The organism is Nocardioides sp. (genome assembly GCF_044226765.1).
In the GTDB taxonomy this organism is placed as follows: Bacteria; Actinomycetota; Actinomycetes; order Propionibacteriales; family Nocardioidaceae; genus Nocardioides.
Genome location: NZ_JBGAGJ010000003.1, coordinates 61,687 through 80,715, shown reverse-complemented (window position 1 = coordinate 80,715; position 19,029 = coordinate 61,687). Strand labels below are relative to the sequence as shown.

At 74.0% G+C, this 19,029-nt stretch carries 26 protein-coding genes; 15 read left to right on the top strand and 11 right to left on the bottom strand.

What is annotated here, in order from left to right; all coding sequences use genetic code 11:
- Positions 1-19: 19 nt before the first annotated feature.
- The 3 genes from ACILRH_RS08020 to ACILRH_RS08010 are packed head-to-tail and all read right to left on the bottom strand — an operon-like array spanning position 20 to position 1,667.
- Positions 20-511 carry a gluconokinase gene (locus ACILRH_RS08020; protein ID WP_395692225.1) on the bottom strand — a complete coding sequence of 164 codons (492 nt, stop codon included), beginning with the start codon at positions 509-511 and terminating at the stop codon, positions 20-22.
- Positions 508-1,089, bottom strand: coding sequence for an alpha/beta hydrolase (locus tag ACILRH_RS08015; protein WP_395692223.1), 582 nt, complete (start codon positions 1,087-1,089; stop codon positions 508-510). Before ACILRH_RS08015 ends, ACILRH_RS08020 begins: the two co-directional genes overlap by 4 nt.
- A gap of 29 nt (positions 1,090-1,118) precedes the next feature.
- Complete coding sequence (locus tag ACILRH_RS08010) at positions 1,119-1,667, bottom strand: hypothetical protein (protein WP_395692221.1); 549 nt, start codon at positions 1,665-1,667, stop codon at positions 1,119-1,121.
- A gap of 102 nt (positions 1,668-1,769) precedes the next feature.
- On the opposite strand from ACILRH_RS08010, the gene ACILRH_RS08005 reads away from it, so the two are divergent.
- The 7 genes from ACILRH_RS08005 (at position 1,770) to ACILRH_RS07975 (ending at position 7,121) form a co-directional block, all read left to right on the top strand.
- Positions 1,770-2,924: an acyl-CoA dehydrogenase family protein gene (locus ACILRH_RS08005; RefSeq protein WP_395692219.1), complete on the top strand. Its 1,155-nt coding sequence runs from the start codon at positions 1,770-1,772 to the stop codon at positions 2,922-2,924.
- Between the two features lie 10 nt (positions 2,925-2,934).
- The gene (locus tag ACILRH_RS08000) at positions 2,935-4,074 is read left to right on the top strand and encodes an acyl-CoA dehydrogenase family protein (RefSeq protein WP_395692217.1); all 1,140 of its coding nucleotides are present in this window, start codon (positions 2,935-2,937) and stop codon (positions 4,072-4,074) included.
- 54 nt (positions 4,075-4,128) lie between these two features.
- Positions 4,129-4,785, top strand: a complete 657-nt coding sequence (locus ACILRH_RS07995) for a CPBP family intramembrane glutamic endopeptidase (RefSeq protein WP_395692215.1) — start codon at positions 4,129-4,131, stop codon at positions 4,783-4,785.
- A 61-nt stretch (positions 4,786-4,846) separates the two neighbouring features.
- On the top strand, positions 4,847-5,158 hold the full coding sequence (locus tag ACILRH_RS07990) for a WXG100 family type VII secretion target (RefSeq protein WP_395692214.1): 312 nt from the start codon (positions 4,847-4,849) through the stop codon (positions 5,156-5,158).
- Complete coding sequence (locus ACILRH_RS07985) at positions 5,155-5,460, top strand: WXG100 family type VII secretion target (RefSeq protein ID WP_395692212.1); 306 nt, start codon at positions 5,155-5,157, stop codon at positions 5,458-5,460. Before ACILRH_RS07990 ends, ACILRH_RS07985 begins: the two co-directional genes overlap by 4 nt.
- Positions 5,457-6,821 (top strand): RNase A-like domain-containing protein, encoded by a 1,365-nt coding sequence (locus tag ACILRH_RS07980; protein ID WP_395692210.1) that lies wholly within the window; start codon positions 5,457-5,459, stop codon positions 6,819-6,821. Before ACILRH_RS07985 ends, ACILRH_RS07980 begins: the two co-directional genes overlap by 4 nt.
- Positions 6,822-6,830: 9 nt before the next feature.
- On the top strand, positions 6,831-7,121 hold the full coding sequence (locus ACILRH_RS07975) for a contact-dependent growth inhibition system immunity protein (protein WP_395692208.1): 291 nt from the start codon (positions 6,831-6,833) through the stop codon (positions 7,119-7,121).
- A 79-nt stretch (positions 7,122-7,200) separates the two neighbouring features.
- Here the strand turns inward: ACILRH_RS07975 and ACILRH_RS07970 are convergent, their stop codons facing one another.
- Positions 7,201-7,341 (bottom strand): hypothetical protein, encoded by a 141-nt coding sequence (locus ACILRH_RS07970; protein WP_395692207.1) that lies wholly within the window; start codon positions 7,339-7,341, stop codon positions 7,201-7,203.
- Positions 7,342-7,585: 244 nt separating this feature from the next.
- The gene (locus tag ACILRH_RS07965) at positions 7,586-7,735 is read right to left on the bottom strand and encodes a hypothetical protein (protein WP_395692206.1); all 150 of its coding nucleotides are present in this window, start codon (positions 7,733-7,735) and stop codon (positions 7,586-7,588) included.
- 31 nt (positions 7,736-7,766) lie between these two features.
- Between ACILRH_RS07965 and ACILRH_RS07960 the strand changes: the two genes are divergently transcribed.
- From ACILRH_RS07960 to ACILRH_RS07940, 5 genes are all read left to right on the top strand, one after another.
- Positions 7,767-8,372, top strand: coding sequence for a hypothetical protein (locus tag ACILRH_RS07960; RefSeq protein WP_395692205.1), 606 nt, complete (start codon positions 7,767-7,769; stop codon positions 8,370-8,372).
- A 122-nt stretch (positions 8,373-8,494) separates the two neighbouring features.
- Entirely contained in the window at positions 8,495-9,013 is a 519-nt protein-coding gene (locus ACILRH_RS07955; RefSeq protein WP_395692203.1) for a hypothetical protein, read from the top strand.
- Positions 9,010-9,777, top strand: coding sequence for a CPBP family intramembrane glutamic endopeptidase (locus tag ACILRH_RS07950; protein ID WP_395692201.1), 768 nt, complete (start codon positions 9,010-9,012; stop codon positions 9,775-9,777). Before ACILRH_RS07955 ends, ACILRH_RS07950 begins: the two co-directional genes overlap by 4 nt.
- A gap of 10 nt (positions 9,778-9,787) precedes the next feature.
- Complete coding sequence (locus tag ACILRH_RS07945) at positions 9,788-10,963, top strand: sensor histidine kinase (RefSeq protein WP_395692199.1); 1,176 nt, start codon at positions 9,788-9,790, stop codon at positions 10,961-10,963.
- A complete protein-coding gene (locus tag ACILRH_RS07940) occupies positions 10,960-11,685 on the top strand; it encodes a response regulator (RefSeq protein WP_395692198.1) in 726 nt (241 codons plus the stop codon). The genes ACILRH_RS07945 and ACILRH_RS07940 overlap by 4 nt, the downstream gene beginning before the upstream one ends.
- Here the strand turns inward: ACILRH_RS07940 and ACILRH_RS07935 are convergent.
- The gene (locus tag ACILRH_RS07935) at positions 11,678-13,843 is read right to left on the bottom strand and encodes a glycoside hydrolase family 15 protein (RefSeq protein WP_395692196.1); all 2,166 of its coding nucleotides are present in this window, start codon (positions 13,841-13,843) and stop codon (positions 11,678-11,680) included. The two genes, ACILRH_RS07940 and ACILRH_RS07935, sit on opposite strands and share 8 nt — an antisense overlap.
- Positions 13,844-13,887: 44 nt before the next feature.
- On the bottom strand, positions 13,888-14,430 hold the full coding sequence (locus ACILRH_RS07930) for a DUF4234 domain-containing protein (protein ID WP_395692195.1): 543 nt from the start codon (positions 14,428-14,430) through the stop codon (positions 13,888-13,890).
- Positions 14,431-14,557: 127 nt separating this feature from the next.
- Here ACILRH_RS07930 and ACILRH_RS07925 point away from each other — a divergent pair, with 127 nt between their 5' ends.
- Positions 14,558-15,175 carry a maleylpyruvate isomerase family mycothiol-dependent enzyme gene (locus ACILRH_RS07925; protein ID WP_395692193.1) on the top strand — a complete coding sequence of 206 codons (618 nt, stop codon included), beginning with the start codon at positions 14,558-14,560 and terminating at the stop codon, positions 15,173-15,175.
- 6 nt (positions 15,176-15,181) lie between these two features.
- Here the strand turns inward: ACILRH_RS07925 and ACILRH_RS07920 are convergent, their stop codons facing one another.
- Positions 15,182-15,613: a hypothetical protein gene (locus tag ACILRH_RS07920; protein WP_395692191.1), complete on the bottom strand. Its 432-nt coding sequence runs from the start codon at positions 15,611-15,613 to the stop codon at positions 15,182-15,184.
- Positions 15,614-15,720: 107 nt separating this feature from the next.
- Between ACILRH_RS07920 and ACILRH_RS07915 the strand changes: the two genes are divergently transcribed.
- Positions 15,721-15,912 carry a hypothetical protein gene (locus ACILRH_RS07915; protein ID WP_395692190.1) on the top strand — a complete coding sequence of 64 codons (192 nt, stop codon included), beginning with the start codon at positions 15,721-15,723 and terminating at the stop codon, positions 15,910-15,912.
- Positions 15,913-16,076: 164 nt separating this feature from the next.
- On the opposite strand, the gene ACILRH_RS07910 is transcribed toward ACILRH_RS07915, so the two are convergent.
- Entirely contained in the window at positions 16,077-17,078 is a 1,002-nt protein-coding gene (locus ACILRH_RS07910) for an aldo/keto reductase (protein ID WP_395692188.1), read from the bottom strand.
- Positions 17,079-17,158: 80 nt separating this feature from the next.
- Here ACILRH_RS07910 and ACILRH_RS07905 point away from each other — a divergent pair, with 80 nt between their 5' ends.
- On the top strand, positions 17,159-17,491 hold the full coding sequence (locus ACILRH_RS07905; RefSeq protein ID WP_395692186.1) for a TfoX/Sxy family protein: 333 nt from the start codon (positions 17,159-17,161) through the stop codon (positions 17,489-17,491).
- On the opposite strand, the gene ACILRH_RS07900 is transcribed toward ACILRH_RS07905, so the two are convergent.
- Positions 17,464-17,832, bottom strand: a complete 369-nt coding sequence (locus ACILRH_RS07900; RefSeq protein WP_395692185.1) for a TraR/DksA family transcriptional regulator — start codon at positions 17,830-17,832, stop codon at positions 17,464-17,466. The two genes, ACILRH_RS07905 and ACILRH_RS07900, sit on opposite strands and share 28 nt — an antisense overlap.
- Positions 17,829-18,965, bottom strand: a complete 1,137-nt coding sequence (rlmC, locus tag ACILRH_RS07895) for a 23S rRNA (uracil(747)-C(5))-methyltransferase RlmC (protein ID WP_395692183.1) — start codon at positions 18,963-18,965, stop codon at positions 17,829-17,831. Before rlmC ends, ACILRH_RS07900 begins: the two co-directional genes overlap by 4 nt.
- Positions 18,966-19,029 lie beyond the last annotated feature (64 nt).

The window sequence follows — 19,029 nt, the reverse complement described above, 5'->3', positions numbered from 1 at the left end:
GAGTCGGAGTCCCCCGTGATCAGGAGACGGTCGACTCCACGTACCCCTGCACGATCCGGTCGACACCCTGGTCGACGTCGAGGGCGACCCCGTCCTCGTCGGGCTGCAGCGGCTCGAGCGTCGCGAGCTGCGACCGGAGCAGCGAGGCCGGCATGAAGTGCCCGGGCCGGTCGGCCTGCCGGCGGGCGATGACCTCCGGCGAGCCGGTGAGCAGCAGGAACCGGACGCCCGGTGCGTGCCCGCGCAGCCGGTCGCGATAGGCCCGTCTCAGCGCCGAGCAGGCGACGACGCCACCGGCGGGGTGGCCGGCCAGCCAGGTGCCGACCGCGTCCAGCCACGGGCGGCGGTCGTCGTCGTCGAGGGGGTGACCGGCCGCCATCTTCGCGACGTTCTCCGGCGGGTGGAGGTCGTCGCCGTCCTCGAAGGGCACACCGAGACGGCGCGCGAGCGCAGCCCCGACGGTCGACTTCCCCGACCCCGAGACACCCATCACGACCACGAGCGGGCTCACCCCAGCAGCGTACGCACCACGAACCCGGCGGCCGCGACCTCGAAGGCCCGCGCGTGCCGCAGCATCGCGTGCTCGCCGCCCGGGACCTCCCTGAGCTCGACGTCGGTGCGGCGGCGCAGGTTGGCCACGACCGATCTGGCACGCTCGATGGACGCGACCCGGTCGTCGGTGCCGTGCACGACGAGCACCGGCCGCCCGGTCAGGTCGGCGTCGTCGTCGGGGTAGACCCACGGGTTGAGCGCCACCACGCTGCGGACCGGCTCCGCGCCGCCCGCGAGGATCGCCGCCCGGCCGCCGAGCGAGTGGCCGACGAGGGCGACGGGCCGGTCGCCGTACCGCTCGCGAAGCCGACCGAGCGCCCAGTGCACGTCGTCGACCGGCGTGTGCGCGGGATCCCAGCCGCGCGTCGAGTTGAGCAGCCGGTGCACCGCCAGCCGCCCGCGTCCGGCTCGGCCGAGCCGTCGGGCGACCGGGACCATCCGCAGCACCGAGAGCTGCGCGGGACTGACCGCGGGACGGTCCGGGCGGCCGGCGCCACCGTGCAGCACCAGCGCGACGCCCGCCGGCTCGCGGGGCACCCGGGTGTCGAGGAGCCGGGGCGCGCCGCTCAGGGGACGAGCACGGTGAAGGCCACCGTGTTGGTCGGGCGGTTGGGCTTGCCGGCCTTGAACGCGAACGTGCGCACCCCGATGTCGGTGCCGGCCGGGCAGCCGAACGCCGACTTCGACAGGTAGGCCGAGAGGTTCGCACCCGACGAGTTGTCCCAGTCGACCGTGACCACGGGAGCCGTCCGGGCCGGGTCGATGCTCGAGTCCGACAGGGTCAGGCAGTAGACACCGGTCGCCGGCCGGGTCATCCGCGAGAAGCCCTTGGTGCGGGCGGGCTCGATGGCCGCACGGGGGCTGACCACGACGCTGGTCCAGGCCCGGACCTGCAGCGCACGCACGGTGTTGGCGCTGAGGTCGGCCGGCTGTAGCGACCCGTCGCGGACCCGGGTGCTCGTGATCGCACTCTCGTGGACCTTGGTGCTGGTGACGGCTCCGTCGGCGATGTCGCTCGTGCCGATCTGACCGGCGGCGTAGCCTGCGCCGGCTCCGGCGAGCACCACCGCGAGAACGGCGACGAGCAGGGCTGGGGAAGGGATCAGTCGACGCACCCCAGCAGCCTACGGACGACGGGGCGACGATCTCGGGACCAACGCCGCGCGCCGGCGTACCTGCCAGTAACGTGTCCGGCAACCGATCAGGGAGGACCACCGATGCAGCTGGCGTTGTCGGCGGAGGACGCCGAGTTCCGCGACGAGATGAGGGAGTTCTTCACCACGAAGATCCCCCAGAGGATCCGGGACGCGGTGCGCGACCGGCGCGAGCTCACCCGCGAGGACCTCGTGGAGAGCATGCAGATCATGAACGCGGCCGGCATCGCCGTGCCGAACTGGCCGGCGGAGTGGGGTGGCCGCGACTGGTCGTCGCTGCGCCGCCACATCTGGCACGAGGAGATGCAGCGGGCGTACGTGCCGGCACCGCTGGCGTTCAACGCCTCGATGATCGGCCCGGTGATCGCGCAGTTCGGCTCGCAGGAGATGAAGGAGCGGTTCCTGCCCGCGACCGCGAACCTGGACATCTGGTGGTCGCAGGGCTTCTCCGAGCCCGACGCCGGCTCCGACCTGGCCTCGCTGAAGTGCCGTGCTGAGCGCGACGGCGACGAGTACGTCGTCAACGGCCAGAAGACCTGGACGACCCTGGGCCAGTACGGCGACTGGATCTTCAACCTGGTCCGCACCGACCCGGAGGCCAAGAAGCAGGCCGGCATCTCGATGCTGCTCATCGACATGAAGTCGCCCGGGGTGGAGGTCCGCCCGATCGAGCTGATCGACGGCGGACACGAGGTCAACGAGGTCTGGTTCACCGACGTCCGCGTGCCGGTGGAGAACCTCGTCGGCGAGGAGAACCGCGCCTGGGACTACGCCAAGTTCCTGCTCGGCAACGAGCGCGTCGGCGTCGCCCCCGTGGGTGCGACCAAGCGGACGCTGGCGCAGGCCAAGGAGTGGGCCGGTCCGCTCCTGGAGGACCCGCTGGTCGCGTCCCGGTTCGTCGAGCTCGAGAACGAGCTGCTGGCGCTGGAGCTCACCGCGCTCCGCGTGGTGGCGCACTCCGCCGACGGCAAGCCCCACCCGGCCTCGTCGGTGCTCAAGCTCAAGGGCACCGAGCTGCAGCAGGCGGTCACCGAGCTGGTCGTCGACCTCGCCGGCCCGGCCTCGCTGGCCAGCGGCGCAGCAGACGACGCCACCGACCTGCCCTGGTGGACCCGGCGCTCCACGCCGGTCTACCTGAACTTCCGCAAGGCCTCGATCTACGGCGGCTCCAACGAGGTGCAGCGCCAGATCATCGCCCGCACGATCCTGGGACTCTGAGGAGCGCGACATGGACTTCACGTACGACGAGGAGCAGCAGGCGCTGCGCGAGGCCGTGCGCGGCCTGGTGGGCAAGGCCTACGGCGACTTCGAGGAGCGGCGCCGCACGGTGTCCGAGGAACCCGGGTTCAGCGAGAAGGTCTGGTCGCAGCTCGCCGAGATGGGCGTGCTCGGCCTGCCCTTCGAGGAGGAGCACGGCGGCATGGGTGCCGGACCGATCGAGGTCGGCATCGTCGCCCAGGAGCTCGGCCGGGTGCTCGCGCCCGAGCCGTTCCTCACCTCCGTGGTGCTGGCCGGCGGCCTGGTCGCCGCGGCCGGCTCGGACGAGCAGAAGGCCGAGCTGCTCGGTGCGCTGTCCTCGGGCGAGTCGGTGCTGGCGTTCGCCCACGCCGAGCCCGGGTCGCGCTGGCAGCCCACGGCGGCGTCCGTGCGCGCCTCGGAGTCCGGCGGCACGTGGACCCTCGACGGCGTCAAGGAGCCGGTCGTCCAGGGCGCCCGGGCCGACGTGCTCGTGGTCAGTGCGGTGCTGCCGGACGGCGGGACCGGGCTGTTCGTGGTCACCGACCTGTCCGGCGTCGCGCGCGAGTCCTACCGGACCCACGACGGCGGCCGCGCCGCGAAGGTCGTGCTCACCGGCACCCCGGCCACTCCGCTGGGGGCCGGTGGTGACGCGACGGGCGTCATCTCCCGGGCCCTCGACGCGACCCGCGTGGCCGCGTGCAACGAGGCGCTGGGGCTGATGGAGGTCGCGCTCGAGACGACGGCGTCGTACCTCAAGAGCCGCAAGCAGTTCGGCGTCACGCTCAACACCTTCCAGGCGCTGAACTTCCGGGCGGCCGACATGTACGTGTCGCTGGAGCTCGCCCGGAGCATCGCCACCTGGGCGACGATGGTGCTCGCGGACGAATCCGGGGAAGAGGCGTCGGTCGCCGCGTCGCGTGCCGCATTGCAGGTCAGCCGGGCCGGGCGCCACATCGGCCAGGAGGCGATCCAGCTGCACGGCGGCATCGGCATGACCGCGGAGTACTCCATCGGCAGCTACACCAGCCGGCTCACGGCGCTCGACCATCTCCTCGGCGACGGCCACCACCACCTGGCCCAGCTGGCCTCGGCCGTCGGCGGCTACGACGAGGTCGACCCGCTGCCGTAGCAGGAGGACCTTGGCCTCTGCCCCCGGCGCCGCCACCGGCGGACGCTGGGGGCCGTGGTCCTGCCACTGAACCGCCTGCGGGCTCTCGCGGCGGTCGAGGTCGCCCTGGCCGCGGTCGTCGTGCTGCTCGACCTGGCGATCCCGTCCGTCGTCCTCGTCGTCCTGGCCGCGGTGTCGCTCGCCGTTCGCCAGGACCGGCCGAGCAGCCTCGGCTTCCACCGGCTCCGGCGACCGTGGCGCACGACCGGGGTGGTCGTCGTGCTGACCGTCGCGTGGACGCTGCTCGAGGTCGGACTGGTGATGCCGCTGCTCGAGCACGCGACCGGGTCGCAGCAGGACATGTCGGCCTTCGCGGACCTCGAGGGCGACGTCGGGATGCTGGTGGTCCTGCTCGTCGCGTCGTGGACGCTGGCCGCCGTCGTGGAGGAGACCGCGTTCCGGGGCTACCTGCTCACGCGCGTGACCGAGGTGGTGGGCACCGGGACGGTGGCCGTCGTGACCGGCGTCGCCGTCTCCTCGGCCCTGTTCGGCCTGATCCACACCGAGCAGGGCCTGGTCGGTGTGCTCCTCAGCGGGTTCGACGCCGTCTACTTCGCCGTGCTCCGCCTGCGTGCCGGCAGCGTGTGGGCCGCGGTGCTCGCGCACGGCACCAGCAACACGATCGGCATCGTGGCGGTCTTCCTCGTCGGTCCGGTCACCGGGCTCTGGTGAGTTCTCCACAGATCCGGATCGCCCGGTGTCGACTGCGGCCGATCGCGGGCAGGGTCGTGGCATGGAGGAGATCACCGCCGACCACGCCGCGTTCCGCGCCGCGGTGGTCGGGCTGGACGGGGCTGCGGCCCGGCTGAGCGAGGCGCGGGCCGGTGCGGCGCGATCGGTCGACGCGCTGCTCGGCAGCTGGAGCGGCACGGTCGCGACGTCGTACGCCGAGGGCTGGGACGCGTGGCGGTCGGGGGCCGACCGGGTGCTCGACGGACTCGGGAGGATGTCGCGGCTGCTCGCCGCCACCGACCAGGACCTGGCCGCGACCGACACCGCCTCGGAGGCCGACCTCGGGCGGCTCGCGGGGCGGCTGGGCCGATGACGGGCGCGCCGATGTACGCGGTCGACCTCGAGGAGCTGCTCGCCACGATCGACGACCTCGGCCGGGCCGGCGACGACCTGGACGACGTCCTGGCCCAGGTCGCCGCCCGGGTGACCGCCCTGCAGGGGACCTGGAGCGGCCGGGCCGCCGCCGCGCAGCGGCTGGCGCAGGAGGAGTGGGAGGCGGGCTTCCGCGAGATGCGGGCCGGGATCTCGGCGATGCGGGAGGCCGCGCGGGTGGCGCACGGCCGCTACGGCACGGCTGCGGCCACCAACCTGCGGATGTGGGAGCAGGTCTCGTGAGGCTCGCCGTGCTCGGGAGCGGCTACCAGGGCGCCGTCGAGGCGTTCGTGACCGGCAACGAGCTGGCCGCCGACGCGACCACGGCCCTCGCGGACGGGCTGGCCGGGTCGGCCGGCATGGCGGGCGACGACACGACGGCGACCGGGTTCGCGTCGTCGTACGACGACGCCGCGGCTGCCTCGCTCGAGGCGCTCACCCAGCTGACGGGCGGCTTCGCGTCGCTCGCCCAGCTCGCCGACGCCTCGCTGCGCAACCACGCGCACGCCGAGACGGTCACCGGACCGCCGACCGCAGCGGGCCGGTCGTTCGGGGTCGTGGTGGGGGCGCCGCCGTCCTCGCTGGGGGCGGGGCCGTCGTCCCTGCCGGGGTGGGCGCACCCGGTGCTCGCCGCGCTCGAGGGCGTCTTCTGGCCGACCGCGGACATCGGGCGGCTGCGCTCGGCCGGCGCCACCTGGCGGGCGGCGGCCGCGTCGGTCGGACTGCTGGCCGCGCACTGCTCGACGGCCCTCGCCGCGCTCGCCGACGAGGTCTCCCCCGAGATCCCCCTCGCGGTCGCCGCGACCGAGGACCTCCGTGGCCACACCGAGGCGCTCGCCGACCAGCTCGCCGCGCTCGGCACCGCGTGCGAGGCGTACGCCGACCAGGTCGACGCCAAGCGCGACGAGGTGCTCGACCTGCTCGAGGAGCTCGCCTGGGAGCTCGGCGTCGGTGCCGTCGTCTCCGGCGCGCTGACCTTCGTCACCGGCGGTGGGGCCGCCCCCGTTGCCGGCGCCGCCGGCACCGCCCGGGTCGCCGCCGCGTCCGCCCGGGTGCGCGGGGTGCTGGACTCGCTCGCGGTCCTCACCCGCGGCACCGCCACCACCCTGCGCCCCGTCGCCACCTCCCTCCGCGACACCCGCGCCTACCTCTCCCGCCTCGCGGCTGCCCGGCGGATGGAGATGACGGAGCGCGGGAGCGCTGACTTTGGCGCCTACCTGCGCCGTTCCAGCGGATTCCTCAGGCGACATGAGGGCGTGGGCCGCGGCCACAGCATCGAGCGCCATGTCGCCAAATCAAGAGAGTGGTTGCAGGAGCGAGTGGTTAATCACCGCACGGCCCGGTTCGCATCCTCGTTCCGCGACGAAGCCGTCGCAGATCGGGCGGTGACAGGCCTCTTAAGAACCCGGACCTCGGAGATCGAGGCATGGATGAGCGCGTCGGATCGCCAACTCACCATGCAGGCTCGACTTCGCAACGCCATCGGCATCTGCGTCGACCGATCGGGCAACGTGGTTGACGCCACCGGCATCAGGATCGTGCTTGTGAAGGATCCAACGATGGCGGAGGGTTTCTACATCAAGACAGCTTTCCCTACGCCCTAGGAGACGATGGTGGCCCCGACACCGGCGCTCGGACATCTTCTCGGCGCCTACTACAACCAGGACTGGGCGGACTTCTACGCCAGCGATGAACAGACCATCGACGAGTTCGTCGCGGACTCCCCAGATCGCATCAGGCCGCTGGTGAGCGAGATTGCTTGGGTTCTCGCGGAGTTCCCGGATGAGTCGGACCTCGACGCCTACCTGCTCTCGCAGGGGTGTGAGTACATCCCCCAGGGGCCCGGGGGCTACCGCGCCTGGCTGCAGCAGATCGCGGACCGCGTCCGCGCGGCGACCGCCTGAGACGCCGCCGGGACGTCATACGAACCGGCTGCTCCGGCAACCAGCTCGTATGACGTCCCGGCGGGTCCGCGGCGTGCCGTCACCGCACGGCCTGCAGCCGCAGGATCTCGTGCTGCACGTGTCGATGCTGCTGGGCGCGCAGCGCCTCGAGCCGCTGGTGCTTGTCCTGGCGCGAAAGCGCCCGCCACGCGTTGCGGCGCTGGATCTGCTGGGTCTTCATGTCGGTTCCCTTCACATCGAGGCCCGCCTCCCTGGCGGGCACGCCCATCGTGTGGGCGCCCGCTTGGGGCGGACTGGGAGCCGACTTGGAGGGGTCTGTCAGGCGCCGACCCGGTCAGGGAGTTCATGACGTTGTCAGGCGTTGCAACCCCCGACAACGTCATGAAGAGCCTGACAACCCCGGATGAATCCCCGGCTGACCGGGGATTCATCCAGTCCCCGGCACGAACCCCACCGCCAGGGGGTCAGCCGGACTCGTCGAGGCGCTCGCGGAGCCGGTCGCGGACCTGCTCCGGCGTGAGCTGCGCGCGTTGGCGCTGGTCCCGCGCGATGATGGCGCCGGTGGCGGCCACCCCGGCCAGCCCGGCGAGCCCCAGCCACTTCCACAGCTTCACGACCACACCCTCCTCGACACCCAGGACCCCGATGACCCAGCTCACCCTCGACGCCGCGGTCGACCTGACCCGCACCGGCGACCTGTGGCTGTTCCGTGGCCACTCGGCCGCGGACCACGCTATCCGGGTCCTCACCAACGCGCCGGTCAACCACGTCGGCATGGCGGTGGTCCTCGACGACCTGCCGCCGCTGATGTGGCACGCCGAGCTCGGCAAGGGGCTGACCGACGTGTGGACGGGGACCAACCACCGCGGGGTCCAGCTGCACGACCTGCGCGCCGCCGTGGAGCAGTGGACCGGCCGCTACGAGCAGCAGGCCTGGCTGCGCCAGCTCGACGCGGCGGTGACCTCCGAGATGGAGGACGCCGTGCTGCGCACGATCGCCCGCCTGGACGGCACGCCGTTCCCGGCCACCGCCAAGCTGGTCGGGCGGTGGGCGCGCGGCCGGGTGCGCAAGGCGGCCTCGGCCGAGCTGACCTACTGCGCGGAGGTGGTCGCCGCCACCTACACCGCGATGGGGCTGCTCGACGGTGCCCGCCCCACCAACTACTACGACCCCGGCAAGTTCTGGTCCGGCGACGACCTCGAGCTGCTTCGCGGCGCCCGCCTCGGCGAGGAGATCCGGGTCCTCACGTAGCCGTCTCCACCCTGGGGTGGAGATCGGCGGATCCACCCGTACGCCGACGCCGGGGACCCCTCCGGATTCCTAGCGTCCTCTCGTCAGCAACGACGACCCAGCGTCGTTGCGGAGAGGAAGAAGTGTCCACCACCCAGTACCTGCTCAACCTCGGGCTGCTCGCCTACATCCTGATCTCCAACGTCGGCACCCATGAGGTCACCCGCCGGCGCCTCCTGCTGCCGGTCGCCCTCGTCGTCGTCGCGGGCGCGGTCTTCCTGAACGACCCACCGACCGCCGGCAACGACGTCCACCTCGAGCTGGTCGGCGTCGCGGCCGGCGTGGCGCTCGGCGTCGTGGCCGGTCTGCTGGTCCGGGTCCGGGTGCACGCCGGCCGGGTCCTGATGACCGCCGGGGCGGCGTACGCCGCCCTGTGGGTCGCCGTCATCGGTGGCCGGATGGTCTTCGCCTACGGAGCCGACCACTGGTTCTCCCAGCAGATCGGGCTGTTCTCCTACCACCACCAGATCTCCGGCGCCGACGCCTGGACCACCGGGTTCGTGGCGATGGCGCTGGCGATGGTGCTCACCCGCGTGCTCGTGACGTGGGTCCGCAGCCTCGCCGCGGTCCGCGGCTCCGACGCAGCGGTGGTGCTGGCATGAAGGCGTTCGCGAAGGCCCTCACGCTCTGGCTGGCGGTCATGGTCGTCACCGCCGGCGGCGGTCTGCTGACCCGCGCCTACCTCCCCGACGTCGACGGCATGGTCCGGGCGCTGCTCGTGGTCGAGGCACTGTTCGCGATCGCACTGCTGGCGTGGCCCTTCGTGGGCGACGTGCGCCAGCTCGGCCTCACCCGGCCGTCGCAGTGGCGCCGCCCGGCCCTCTTCGTGCTCCCGCTCGTGGTGGCGGTCAGCCCGCTCGCGCTGGGCGTCCGGCCGGTCGGCGGCGGCCTCCTGTTCCTGCTGGTCCTCGGCTACGCCATCACCGGTGTCACCGAGGAGCTGATCTGGCGGGGCCTCGCCATCCGTCTGCTCGGCCCGCTCGGTGACCGGCGGGCGGTCGTCATCGCGGCCGCGCTCTTCGGCGCGGCCCACCTGGCCAACGTCTACTTCCGCGACAGCACCGGCCTGGTCCTCGCCCAGGCGTGGGGCGCCTTCTGCTTCGGCCTGGCGTACGGCGCCGTCCGCGTCCGCACCGGCACCATCGTGCCGCTGATGGCGCTGCACGCGCTCACCGACCTGGCCGCAGCCATCGGCAACGTGCCCAGGATCCCCGTGCTCGTCGCCGAGGACGTCGTCCTCCTCGGGTACGGCGTCGTCCTGCTCGCGCTGCGTCCTCGTGAGGACACCCCGGCGACCTCCGACCCGCACCCCGTCCTCGACCGGCTCGACCGCGACCTCTCCCCCGTCCCGGAGAGGGCCCACTAGGTTGACGCCGGTGACCACTCCTGACGTCCTTGCTGCGGCGTCACCGCCCGACGAGAGGCGGTGGCGCCGCGGCGTGCGCGCGCTCGGCCTCGCGTGCGCCGTGGTCGTCGTGCTGGGCACCGCCCGAAGCCTCGACGGCCCGCTGCCGACCGCCGTGCTGCTCGGTGGCGTGACCCTCTGGGTGGTCGAGCTGCTCGCCACCCCGCCCGCGCCGCTCGTCGAGCTGACCCTGCTGACCCTCATCGGCGCGTGCGGCGGCGTCCTCAACGGGCTGGCACCCACCTCGGCCGGGTTCCTGCTGGCCTACTTCGCCGCTGCCGCGCTCGGGCTGCGGTTCACGGCCCGCCACGCGGCCGCCGCGATGGGGGTCGTCCTCCTCGTCCTGGCGGCCGGCATCGTCCGCAGCGACCGCGAGGACGTCGTGACGTCATTGGTGACCAGCCTGCTCGGTGTCGCCTTCGCGTTCGCGGTGGCCGCGGCGACCCGCAACGCCCGCCTGGCGCACGCCCGCTCGGTCGCCCTGGTCGCCGAGCTCGAGGCCACCCGGATCGCCCAGGCGGAGGCGTCCATGCTGGCCGAGCGCGCCCGGCTGGCCCGCGAGCTCCACGACATCCTGGCCCACGCCCTGTCCGGCCAGGTGATGTCGCTCGAGGGGGCGCACATGCTGGCGGAGCGGACCGGGGCCGACCCCCGGCTGGTCGCCGAGATCGACCGGGCGCACCGGCTGGCCCGCAGCGGGCTGCTCGACGCCCGGGGCGCCATCGGGGCACTGCGCGGCGACGCCCTGCCCGGGCCCGAGCGGCTGCCGGCACTCGTCGACGAGGCCTCGAGAGCCCACGGCGTCCGCGCCACCCTCCGCATCGAGGGGACGGCCCGCCCGCTCCCAGCGGAGGCCGGCCTGGCGATCTACCGCACCGCGCAGGAGGCGATCACCAACACCGCCAAGCACGCGGGCCGGGGCGCCGCCACCGAGCTGGTCCTCACCTGGGGTGCGCGCGAGGTCACCCTCACCGCGACCGATGTCCGCGGCGGGGGCGGGGCCCCGACGGTGCCCGGGGGCGGCTACGGGCTGACCGGCCTGCGCGAGCGTGCGGAGCTGGCCGGCGGCTCCCTGGAGGCCGGACCCACACCGGACGGGTACGCCGTGTGCCTGGTCCTCCCCTACGAGCACGGGACGAGCCGATGAGCGCCGACGAGCAGCCGCGAGGAGGCGGACCGGTGCGGGTCCTCGTGGTGGACGACCTGCGCGTGGTCCGCGAGGGACTGCAGATGCTGCTGGGGCTCCTCGACAGCGTCGAGGTCGTCGGGGTGGCCGCCGACGGGCAGGAGGCCATCGAGCACGTGACGGTGGACCCGCCGGACGTGGTGCTGATGGACCTCCACATGCCGCGCCTGGACGGCATCGAGGCGACCCGGCGGCTCGCGGTGTCGCACCCCCAGGTCCCGGTCGTCGTGCTGACGACCCTGTCGGACGACCAGCAGGTCTTTGCGGCCCTGCAGGCCGGCGCTCGCGGCTACCTGACCAAGGACGCGGGCGCCGCCCAGATCGAGGACGCGATCCTGACCGCCGCGCGCGGGCAGGCCTCGCTGGACCCCGACGTGCAGCGCCGGCTGCTCGACGCGCTGCGTGCCGGGTCGGCGTTCGGGGTGTCGTCGCCCGGGCCGGCCCCCTTGCCCGGGGCACTGCCCGACGGCCTCACCGCCCGCGAGGCGGAGGTGGTGCAGCTGATCGCGGCCGGGCACTCGAACACCGAGATCGCGGCCGAGCTGTTCGTCTCGACGGCGACGGTCAAGACCCACGTCAACCACATCTTCGCCAAGACCGGCCTGCGGGACCGGGCCCAGCTGGTGGCCTACGCCTACCGGGTCGGCCTCGCCGAACCGGAGCGACCCGGTCCGCTCACCTGAGGTAGCGGTCCGCGACCACCGGCTGCTGGTCGACCGGACGGCCGCGCTGGATCGACCAGGCCAGCCGGACCAGCTGGGCGTGCGACCAGACCAGCGGCGTGGCCGACCGGGTGCCCTCACCGGCCGGGCAGCAGGAGCGGCCGGTGGGCGGGCGGCGGTCCCAGACCTGCTCTGCCAGCATCCCCGTCGGGCCGGCGGCCCGGGCCATGGTGCGCAGGTACTCCGACGCCCGCGCACCGGCGGCGACGGCGTACTCGCCCCGCTCGCCGGTGAGCAGCGGCCACCCGCGGCCCAGGGTGGTGTGGGTGCCGGGGTCGGTGATCGTCCACTCCCCGCCCTGCCGGGTCTCGCCGTAGCCGTCGTGGCTGAACCGGTGCCAGAACGGGCCGTTCGGCGTGCGGTAGCGCAGCTGCCGGTCGACCACGCCGAGGGTGTTGCGCACCGCCGGGTCGCCGGGCCGCAGCACGCCGAGCCGCACCAGGTCGAGGAAGCTCGGGTCCACCACTCGGCGCTGGTCGATCGACCTCGGGCCGCCGTCGCCCATCGCGTAGGGGCTGGCGGTGTTCGGCTCGCCGTTCTTGGTCAGCCGCAGGAAGTACGGGCCGTCGTCGAGGGGGCCGTTGGTGGTGACCGTCCAGGCCTTCACGTGGGCCCGCCACCGATCGGCGGTCCGCAGCCACTGGCGGGCGAGCTCGGGGTGGCCGTGGCGCCGGGCCAGGTCGGCCGCGCAGACGAGCCCCGCGACCTCGGCCGCGATGGTCGCCGGCGAGTAGCCGGACTGGTTCTCCCACCGCTCCTGGGGCGTGTACGGCGCCGGGCGGCCGGTCTCCTCGTCGCGGAAGCCCACCAGGAACTGCGCCGCCCTGCGCACCCCGCGCCAGGTCGCGGCGTCGTCCTTGCCGACCAGGTGGGCGAGCACGATCGGCAGGGCGACCTCGTCGAGCTGCAGGGAGCCCCACACGGGCTTGCCGCTGACGTCGGAGTTCTGCGGGAACGACCCGTCGGGCAGCTGCTGGGTGCCGAAGAGCCAGCTCACGATCCGCCGCGCCGCCGCGCGGTCGCCCATCGCCCACAGCGCGGTGCCGAACTGGTAGGCGTCACGCGACCACACCAGGTGGTAGGCGCCCGAGGGCGAGGACAGGTCCGCCACCTCGTCGCCCCACACCCACGGCGCGGACGGCGACGCGACGAACGCACCCGGGTGTCGCTTGTCCTCGGCGGCGGCGAGCACCAGGGCCGAGGCGAGGTACTCGCGCCGCAGCGTCGCGGCGCTCGCCGGCACCGGCCGCAGTCCCGCGACGTAGCGGTGCCAGCCGCGGTCGTACGACGTCGCGACCGGGCCGAACCCGCGGTGCAGCGAGCCCCGGGCCTGGGCGAGCGCGTGCCCGGTGTCGCGACCGAGGCCGAGGGCGAGGGTGGCCCGGTTGGCCAGCCGGGCGGCCTGCACGACGTTGCCGGGGCCGGCCGAGGCGTGCCGGTGACCCAGCGCGGGCCACGGGTCCGTCGAGGTGCCGGCGATGCCGCTGGTGGTGCCTCGCAGCGCCGGCCGGGCCAGCACCGCGGAGGCGGTGGACCCGTCGGACGCCAGCAGCGCGTGCGGACGGCTGCGGGCGCGGTCGTCCATCCCGTCGTTGGTCAGCGCCGGGTCGTAGAGCGCCCACAGGTGGTAGCGGCCACCGTCCAGCGAGCTCAGCCGGGCGCGCACCACGAGGCTGTCGTGGGCCGGGTCGGTGACGTAGTCGGACACCACCCGGTAGTGGCCGCCCCGGTCGGTGCTGGTGATCGTGTAGCGCAGGCTGCGGGCGTCGTCGCGGGTCACGATCGTGCTCCACATGTCCGCGGCGCGGTCCGCGAAGGACGGCCCGGTGACCGCGAGCTCGAGGCTGCGCACGCTCGGGGTCGACAGGTCGGGGTAGAACACCTCGCTGACCCGGCCGGCCTGCAGCGTGAACCAGACGTTGCTGCCGCGGCTGCGCGCGGTGCCGAAGCCGTCCTTGTCGGCCTCGGTCCACGTCGACCGGGTGCCCTCGGCGCGCGGGGCCCGCTCGGCGGCGCCGGGCGCCGCCGTGCTCGGCAGGGACACGAGGGCGCCGGTCACCGCGGCGGCGAGCGCCGCGGCCCCGGCCACGAGGCGCAGGCCCCGGACGTGGAGGGTCATGGGGCCGCCGTACCCCTGTGACCCCCGTCACAAACGGGGGAAGCTCAGCCCTGGGTCGCGCCCTGCGAGCGCCAGTAGTCGTTCAGCGCGCCGTTGGTCTTGACGAACCACACGATCGGGCCGATCAGGAACAGCCAGCTCAGCAGGATGTACCACAGACCGGTGATCGCGGTGACCGGTGGCTTGCGGCCCTGCCGCACGTAGAGGTTGCCCGCCTCGTGGGAGGAGATGAACGGCATCACGAAGCCGACCAGGATCGCCAGGAGCAGCGCGATGCCGCCGCCGATGCCCTCGCCGCTGTGCTCCTTCATCTCCTGGGAGGTCTTGTAGTACCAGTACCAGGTGTAGAAGCCGAGCGTGACGATGGTGAGCAGGATGCAGGCGCCGGTGCCGCGGACCTGGCCCACAGGTCCGGTGGACGGGTTGCCCACCGTGGCGAGCGGGGCCAGCGGCTCGATCACCTCGGGCGTCGCCGACGAGGCGTCGGCGGCGGGTGCCTGGTAGGGCGGCGGGACGGCGGACGCCGTCGGCTCGCCGGGTGTCTCGTCCGGCGTCTCGAGCGGTGCGTTGTCCGAGGACTCGGTCATGGTCGATCCCTCCTGGGGAGCCCGATGTCTGTCGATCGAGGCTAGGACCGGCGACGGGCCGTCGGCGCCGGAACCACCGGTGGTCTGGACCAGGTGACGGGGGTCCCGCACCCGGCAGACTGGGCGCGTGCAGACCCGTGCCACCTTCGACGCCGCCGCCCGCAGCTTCCTCGACCTGGTCGAGCAGGTCCCGCCCTCCGCGTACGACGGTCCGGGGCTGGGCGACTGGGACCTCCGCGCGCTGGTCGGGCACGCCGGACGGTCGCTGGTGACGGTCGCGACCTACCTGGGCACCCGGGCGGACTCGGTCGCCGCCGCGACGCCGGCGGAGTACTTCGCGGTCGCGAGCCGGCTGGTCGGGCGCGACGACGACGGGGCGATCGCCCGGCGCGGCGTCGAAGCCGGGCGGGCGCTCGGCGACGACCCGGTCGGGGCGCTGCGCGCGTCGTACGCCGCCGCGACCGCGGCCCTCGACGGCCTCGACGGCGCCGACCCGGTGGTGGAGACGGCGGCCGGCGGGATGCGGGTCAGCGACTACCTGCCCACCCGGACCTTCGAGCTGGTCGTGCACTCCCTCGACATCGCCCGCGCGTGCGGGGTCGCCCACGAGCCGCCGGCGGACGCGCTGGCCGAGGCGCTGGGAGTCGCGGCGGCGAGTGCGGTCGAGCTCGGCCTCGGCCCCGACGTGCTGCTCGCCCTCACCGGGCGCGAGCCCCTGGCCGCGGGGACGTCTGTCGTGCCGTGACGGCGGTCAGGGCAGCGACCAGATCCCCGGCCGGCCCTTGGTCATCTCGCCGTCGGCGACCAGCGCCTGGCGAGCCCGCCGGGCGGCGTACCTCCAGCGCAGCTCGCCCTCGGGCGTGGGGTCGTGGTCGGCGGCGGTCAGCCGCTCGCCCATCCGCTCCTCGAGCCGCCGGAACAGCTCGTCCTGCTCCAGCTCCCCGCCGGCCTCGGTGAGCACGGCGACGATGGCCGCCTTGAAGGCGTCCGGCGGGGTCCACTTCCGGGCCACCTGGCGGGTCGGCGCGGCGGGAGCGGCCGGCCGGGAGGCCCTCGGTGCGCGCGGCGCCCGCGGGGTGCTGGTCCGCGCGGTCGCCCGTGGCGGCGGCGGGGCGGGTGGGTTGCCGTGGATGCAGGTGGACCTGGGGAGGTCGCACAGGTCGCAGTAGTCCTCGACGCTCATCGGGACCCACCTTAGTCGGCACCTGAGGTACCCAGCAGCCCGGGCGGGGGGAGATCTACGGTGACCGCCCGATGTGGACCGCTACCTCAGTCGGCGACGGTCGTCCCATGACCACACACCAGGACCCCACCACCGCCGGCACCCCCCTCAGCCGATCGATGGGCGACCCGATGGGCGCGCTGCTGACCTCCCTGCTCGACTCCCACGAGCTCGGCCCCTCCCACGTCCGGCGGGCGAGCCTGCGTCGCCGGCAGCGCCGCTACGCGGCCCAGGCCCGGATCCGCCGACTGCTCGCCTGACTCGGCGGGCGCCGCCCTGGCGCCGCCCTCGGGTGCGGGGGACAAGCCCGGTGGTCGAGCAGGGAGGAGCGCCAGCGACGACCGCCCGACGAGACCCCCCACCCGACCCACCGCCCCACGCGGGTGCGGGGGTCTCGACAAGCTCGACCACCGGACGAGCGGGGCTACCAGCGACCGTGCACCGCCTCGCGGAAGAAGCGGTCGTAGAGGTCGCGCACGCCGTCGAGGAAGGCCGGGGCCAGCGGGTCGGCGTCGCCGGCGGCCGCGTTGGCCCGGGCCTGCTGGGCGCTGCGGGCGCCGGGGATCACCGTGGTGACGCCCGGCTGCTGCCACACCCAGGCGAGCGCGACCTCGGCCGGGCTCAGGCCGGTCGGACCCACCGAGTCGACCAGCGCCGAGAACTCCCGGGCGGCCTGCACCCCGGTCGCGAAGTCCACGCCCGAGAACGTCTCCCCCACGTCGAAGGCGCTCCCGTCGCGGTTGAAGCTGCGGTGGTCGTCGGGGGCGAAGGTCGTCGACTCGTCGTACTTGCCCGACAGCAGCCCCGAGGCCAGCGGCACCCGGGCGATGATCCCGACCCCGGCCGCCTGCGCCGCGGGCAGCACCTCGTCCAGCGGCTTGAGCCGGAACGCGTTGAGGATGATCTGGATGGTCGCCACGTGCGGGCGCGCGATCGCGGCGAGCGCCTGGTCGCAGGTCTCCACGCTCAGCCCGTAGGCCGCGATGACTCCCTCGGACACCAGGGTGTCGAGGTCGTCGTAGACGCGGTCGGCCTCGACGACCGCGGTCGGCGGGCAGTGCAGCTGCACCAGGTCGAGGGTGTCGACGCCGAGGTTGCGGCGCGACCGGTCGGTCCACGACCGGAAGTTGTCCAGCGTGTAGTTCTCCGGCACCTGCTCCTGGCGCCGGCCCATCTTGGTGGCGACGGTCAGGCCCGGGTGCTCGGCGGCGAACCGGCCGACGACCTGCTCGCTGCGGCCGTCGCCGTAGACGTCGGCGGTGTCGATGAACGTGACGCCGGCGTCGACCGACGCCGCGAGCACGGCCCGGGCGTCCGCCTCGGTGACGTCGCCCCAGTCGGCGCCGAGCTGCCAGGTGCCGAGGCCGACCACCGAGACGTCCCGGGTGGCGCCACGGTCGCTGCTGATCAGGGTTCGCTGCTCCATGGGGCCAGTCTGGCGGGTCGGTGGTGGTGGCCGGTCTCCTGGTGGTGGCACACGGGACGTCGGTGGTCCACCATCGGTGGGTGAGCTACGACGAGCGCCTCGCCGACCGGATCCGCGACCTCGTCGAGGGGGAGCCGGGCTTGACCGAGCAGCGGATGTTCGGCGGGCTCGCGTTCCTGGTCCACGGCAACATGGCGGTGGCCGCCAGCAGCCAGGGCGGCCTGCTGCTGCGGGTCGACCCGGTCGACCTCGACACGCACCTCGCGCACCCCCACACGGACCCGTTCGTCATGCGCGGGCGCGAGATGACGGGCTGGCTGCGGGTGGTGCCCGAGGGCCTGGACACCGACGTCGAGCTGGACAGGTGGGTCACCGTGGGCGTCACCTACGCCCGGACGCTCCCGCCGAAGTAGGCCCCGCGCTCCGCGCAGCCGACGCAGGTCGCCGCCGCCGGGCGCACCTCCAGCCGCTCGGCGGGCACCGGGCGGCCGCACGCCACGCACACGCCGTACGTGCCGGCGTCGAGGCGGGCCAGGGCGGCGTCGACCGCCTCGAGGTGGTGCTCGGCCTGCCGCACCAGCGCGGCGACCTGGGACCGCTCGAACGCGATGGTCGCGCCCTCGGGGTCGTGCTCGTCGTCGGCGTTGGTGTCCTTCGACGCCTCGACGAACCCGCGGTGGTCGCCGCGCAGGGCGTCGAGGTGGAGCGCGGTGCGACGACGCTCCTCGACCAGCCGGGGACGCGGGTCGGTCACGACCGCTCCAGCAGCACCAGCACCTCGTGGTGCGCGGTGTTGGGGAACATGTCGAGCAGCTGCGCGCGCACCGGCCGCAGCGACGGCATCGCCGTGAGGTCGCGCGCCAGCGTCTGGGCGTTGCAGCTGGAGTAGAGGACGTGCCCGGTCCCGGACGTCTCGAGCCAGCCGGCGAGATCGGCGCCGATCCCGCGGCGGGGCGGGTTCACCACGACCAGGTCGGGCGCGGCGCTGCGGGCCAGGGCGTACGCCGTGGCGTCGCCCGCCTGGAACCGGACGTCGGTGAGCCCGGCGTCGGCGGCGGACTGGGTCGCCGCAGCGACCGCCTCGGCGCTGACCTCGACGCCGGTCACCTGCCGACCGGGGGCAGCGAGCGCGAGGCCGAACCCACCGACGCCGCAGTAGAGGTCCCACACGCTGCGTGGGCCCACCTCGGCGACCCAGGCCCGCGCGCGCCGGTAGAGCTCGGCGGCCATCGCGGCGTTGGTCTGGAAGAACCCCTGCGGTCGCAGGTGCAGGTGGAGACCGGCGACGCGCATCGTCAGCGTCTGCTGGTCGGTGAGCACGATCTCGCGGTCGCCCTCGAGCACGGCCTTGTGCTCGGGCTGCAGGTTCACGGACGCGACCACGAGCCCCGGCAGGTCACCCTGCAGGGCGGGGAGGTGCTTGCGGATCCGCGCCAGCGGCTCCTGGGAGCGCAGCACGAACCGGACCATCAGCTCGCCGTCCGGCGACTCCGTCACCAACAGGTGCTTGAGCTCGCCGCGCCTCGACGGCACGTCGTACGGCGCCAGGTCGGCGCGGCCGACGAAGTCGGCGAGCACCGGCAGTGCGGCGCGGATCCCCGGGGTGTGCAGCGGGCAGTCGCGCAGGTCGACACCCGAGCCGGTCGGGCCCAGGATGCCCAGCGTCGGCGCCGCCGCGGTGCCGTGCACCACCATCTTCGCCTTGGTCCGGAAGCCGAGCTGCGGGCCGGCGACCGGTGGCAGCCACCCGACCTCGCCGACCAGGTGACCGAGCAGGTCCTCCACCTGCTGCTGCTTGGCGACCAGCTGTGCGTCGTACGGCGTCCCGAGCCACGTGCACGACCGGCAGCGGCCGGCCTCGAAGTGGTGGCAGAGGACGGAGGACATGGCCCGCCCAGGCTAGGCCGTTGGGGGTCGGGACGGTCCCCCCCGAGGATCCTCAAGGTTTCCT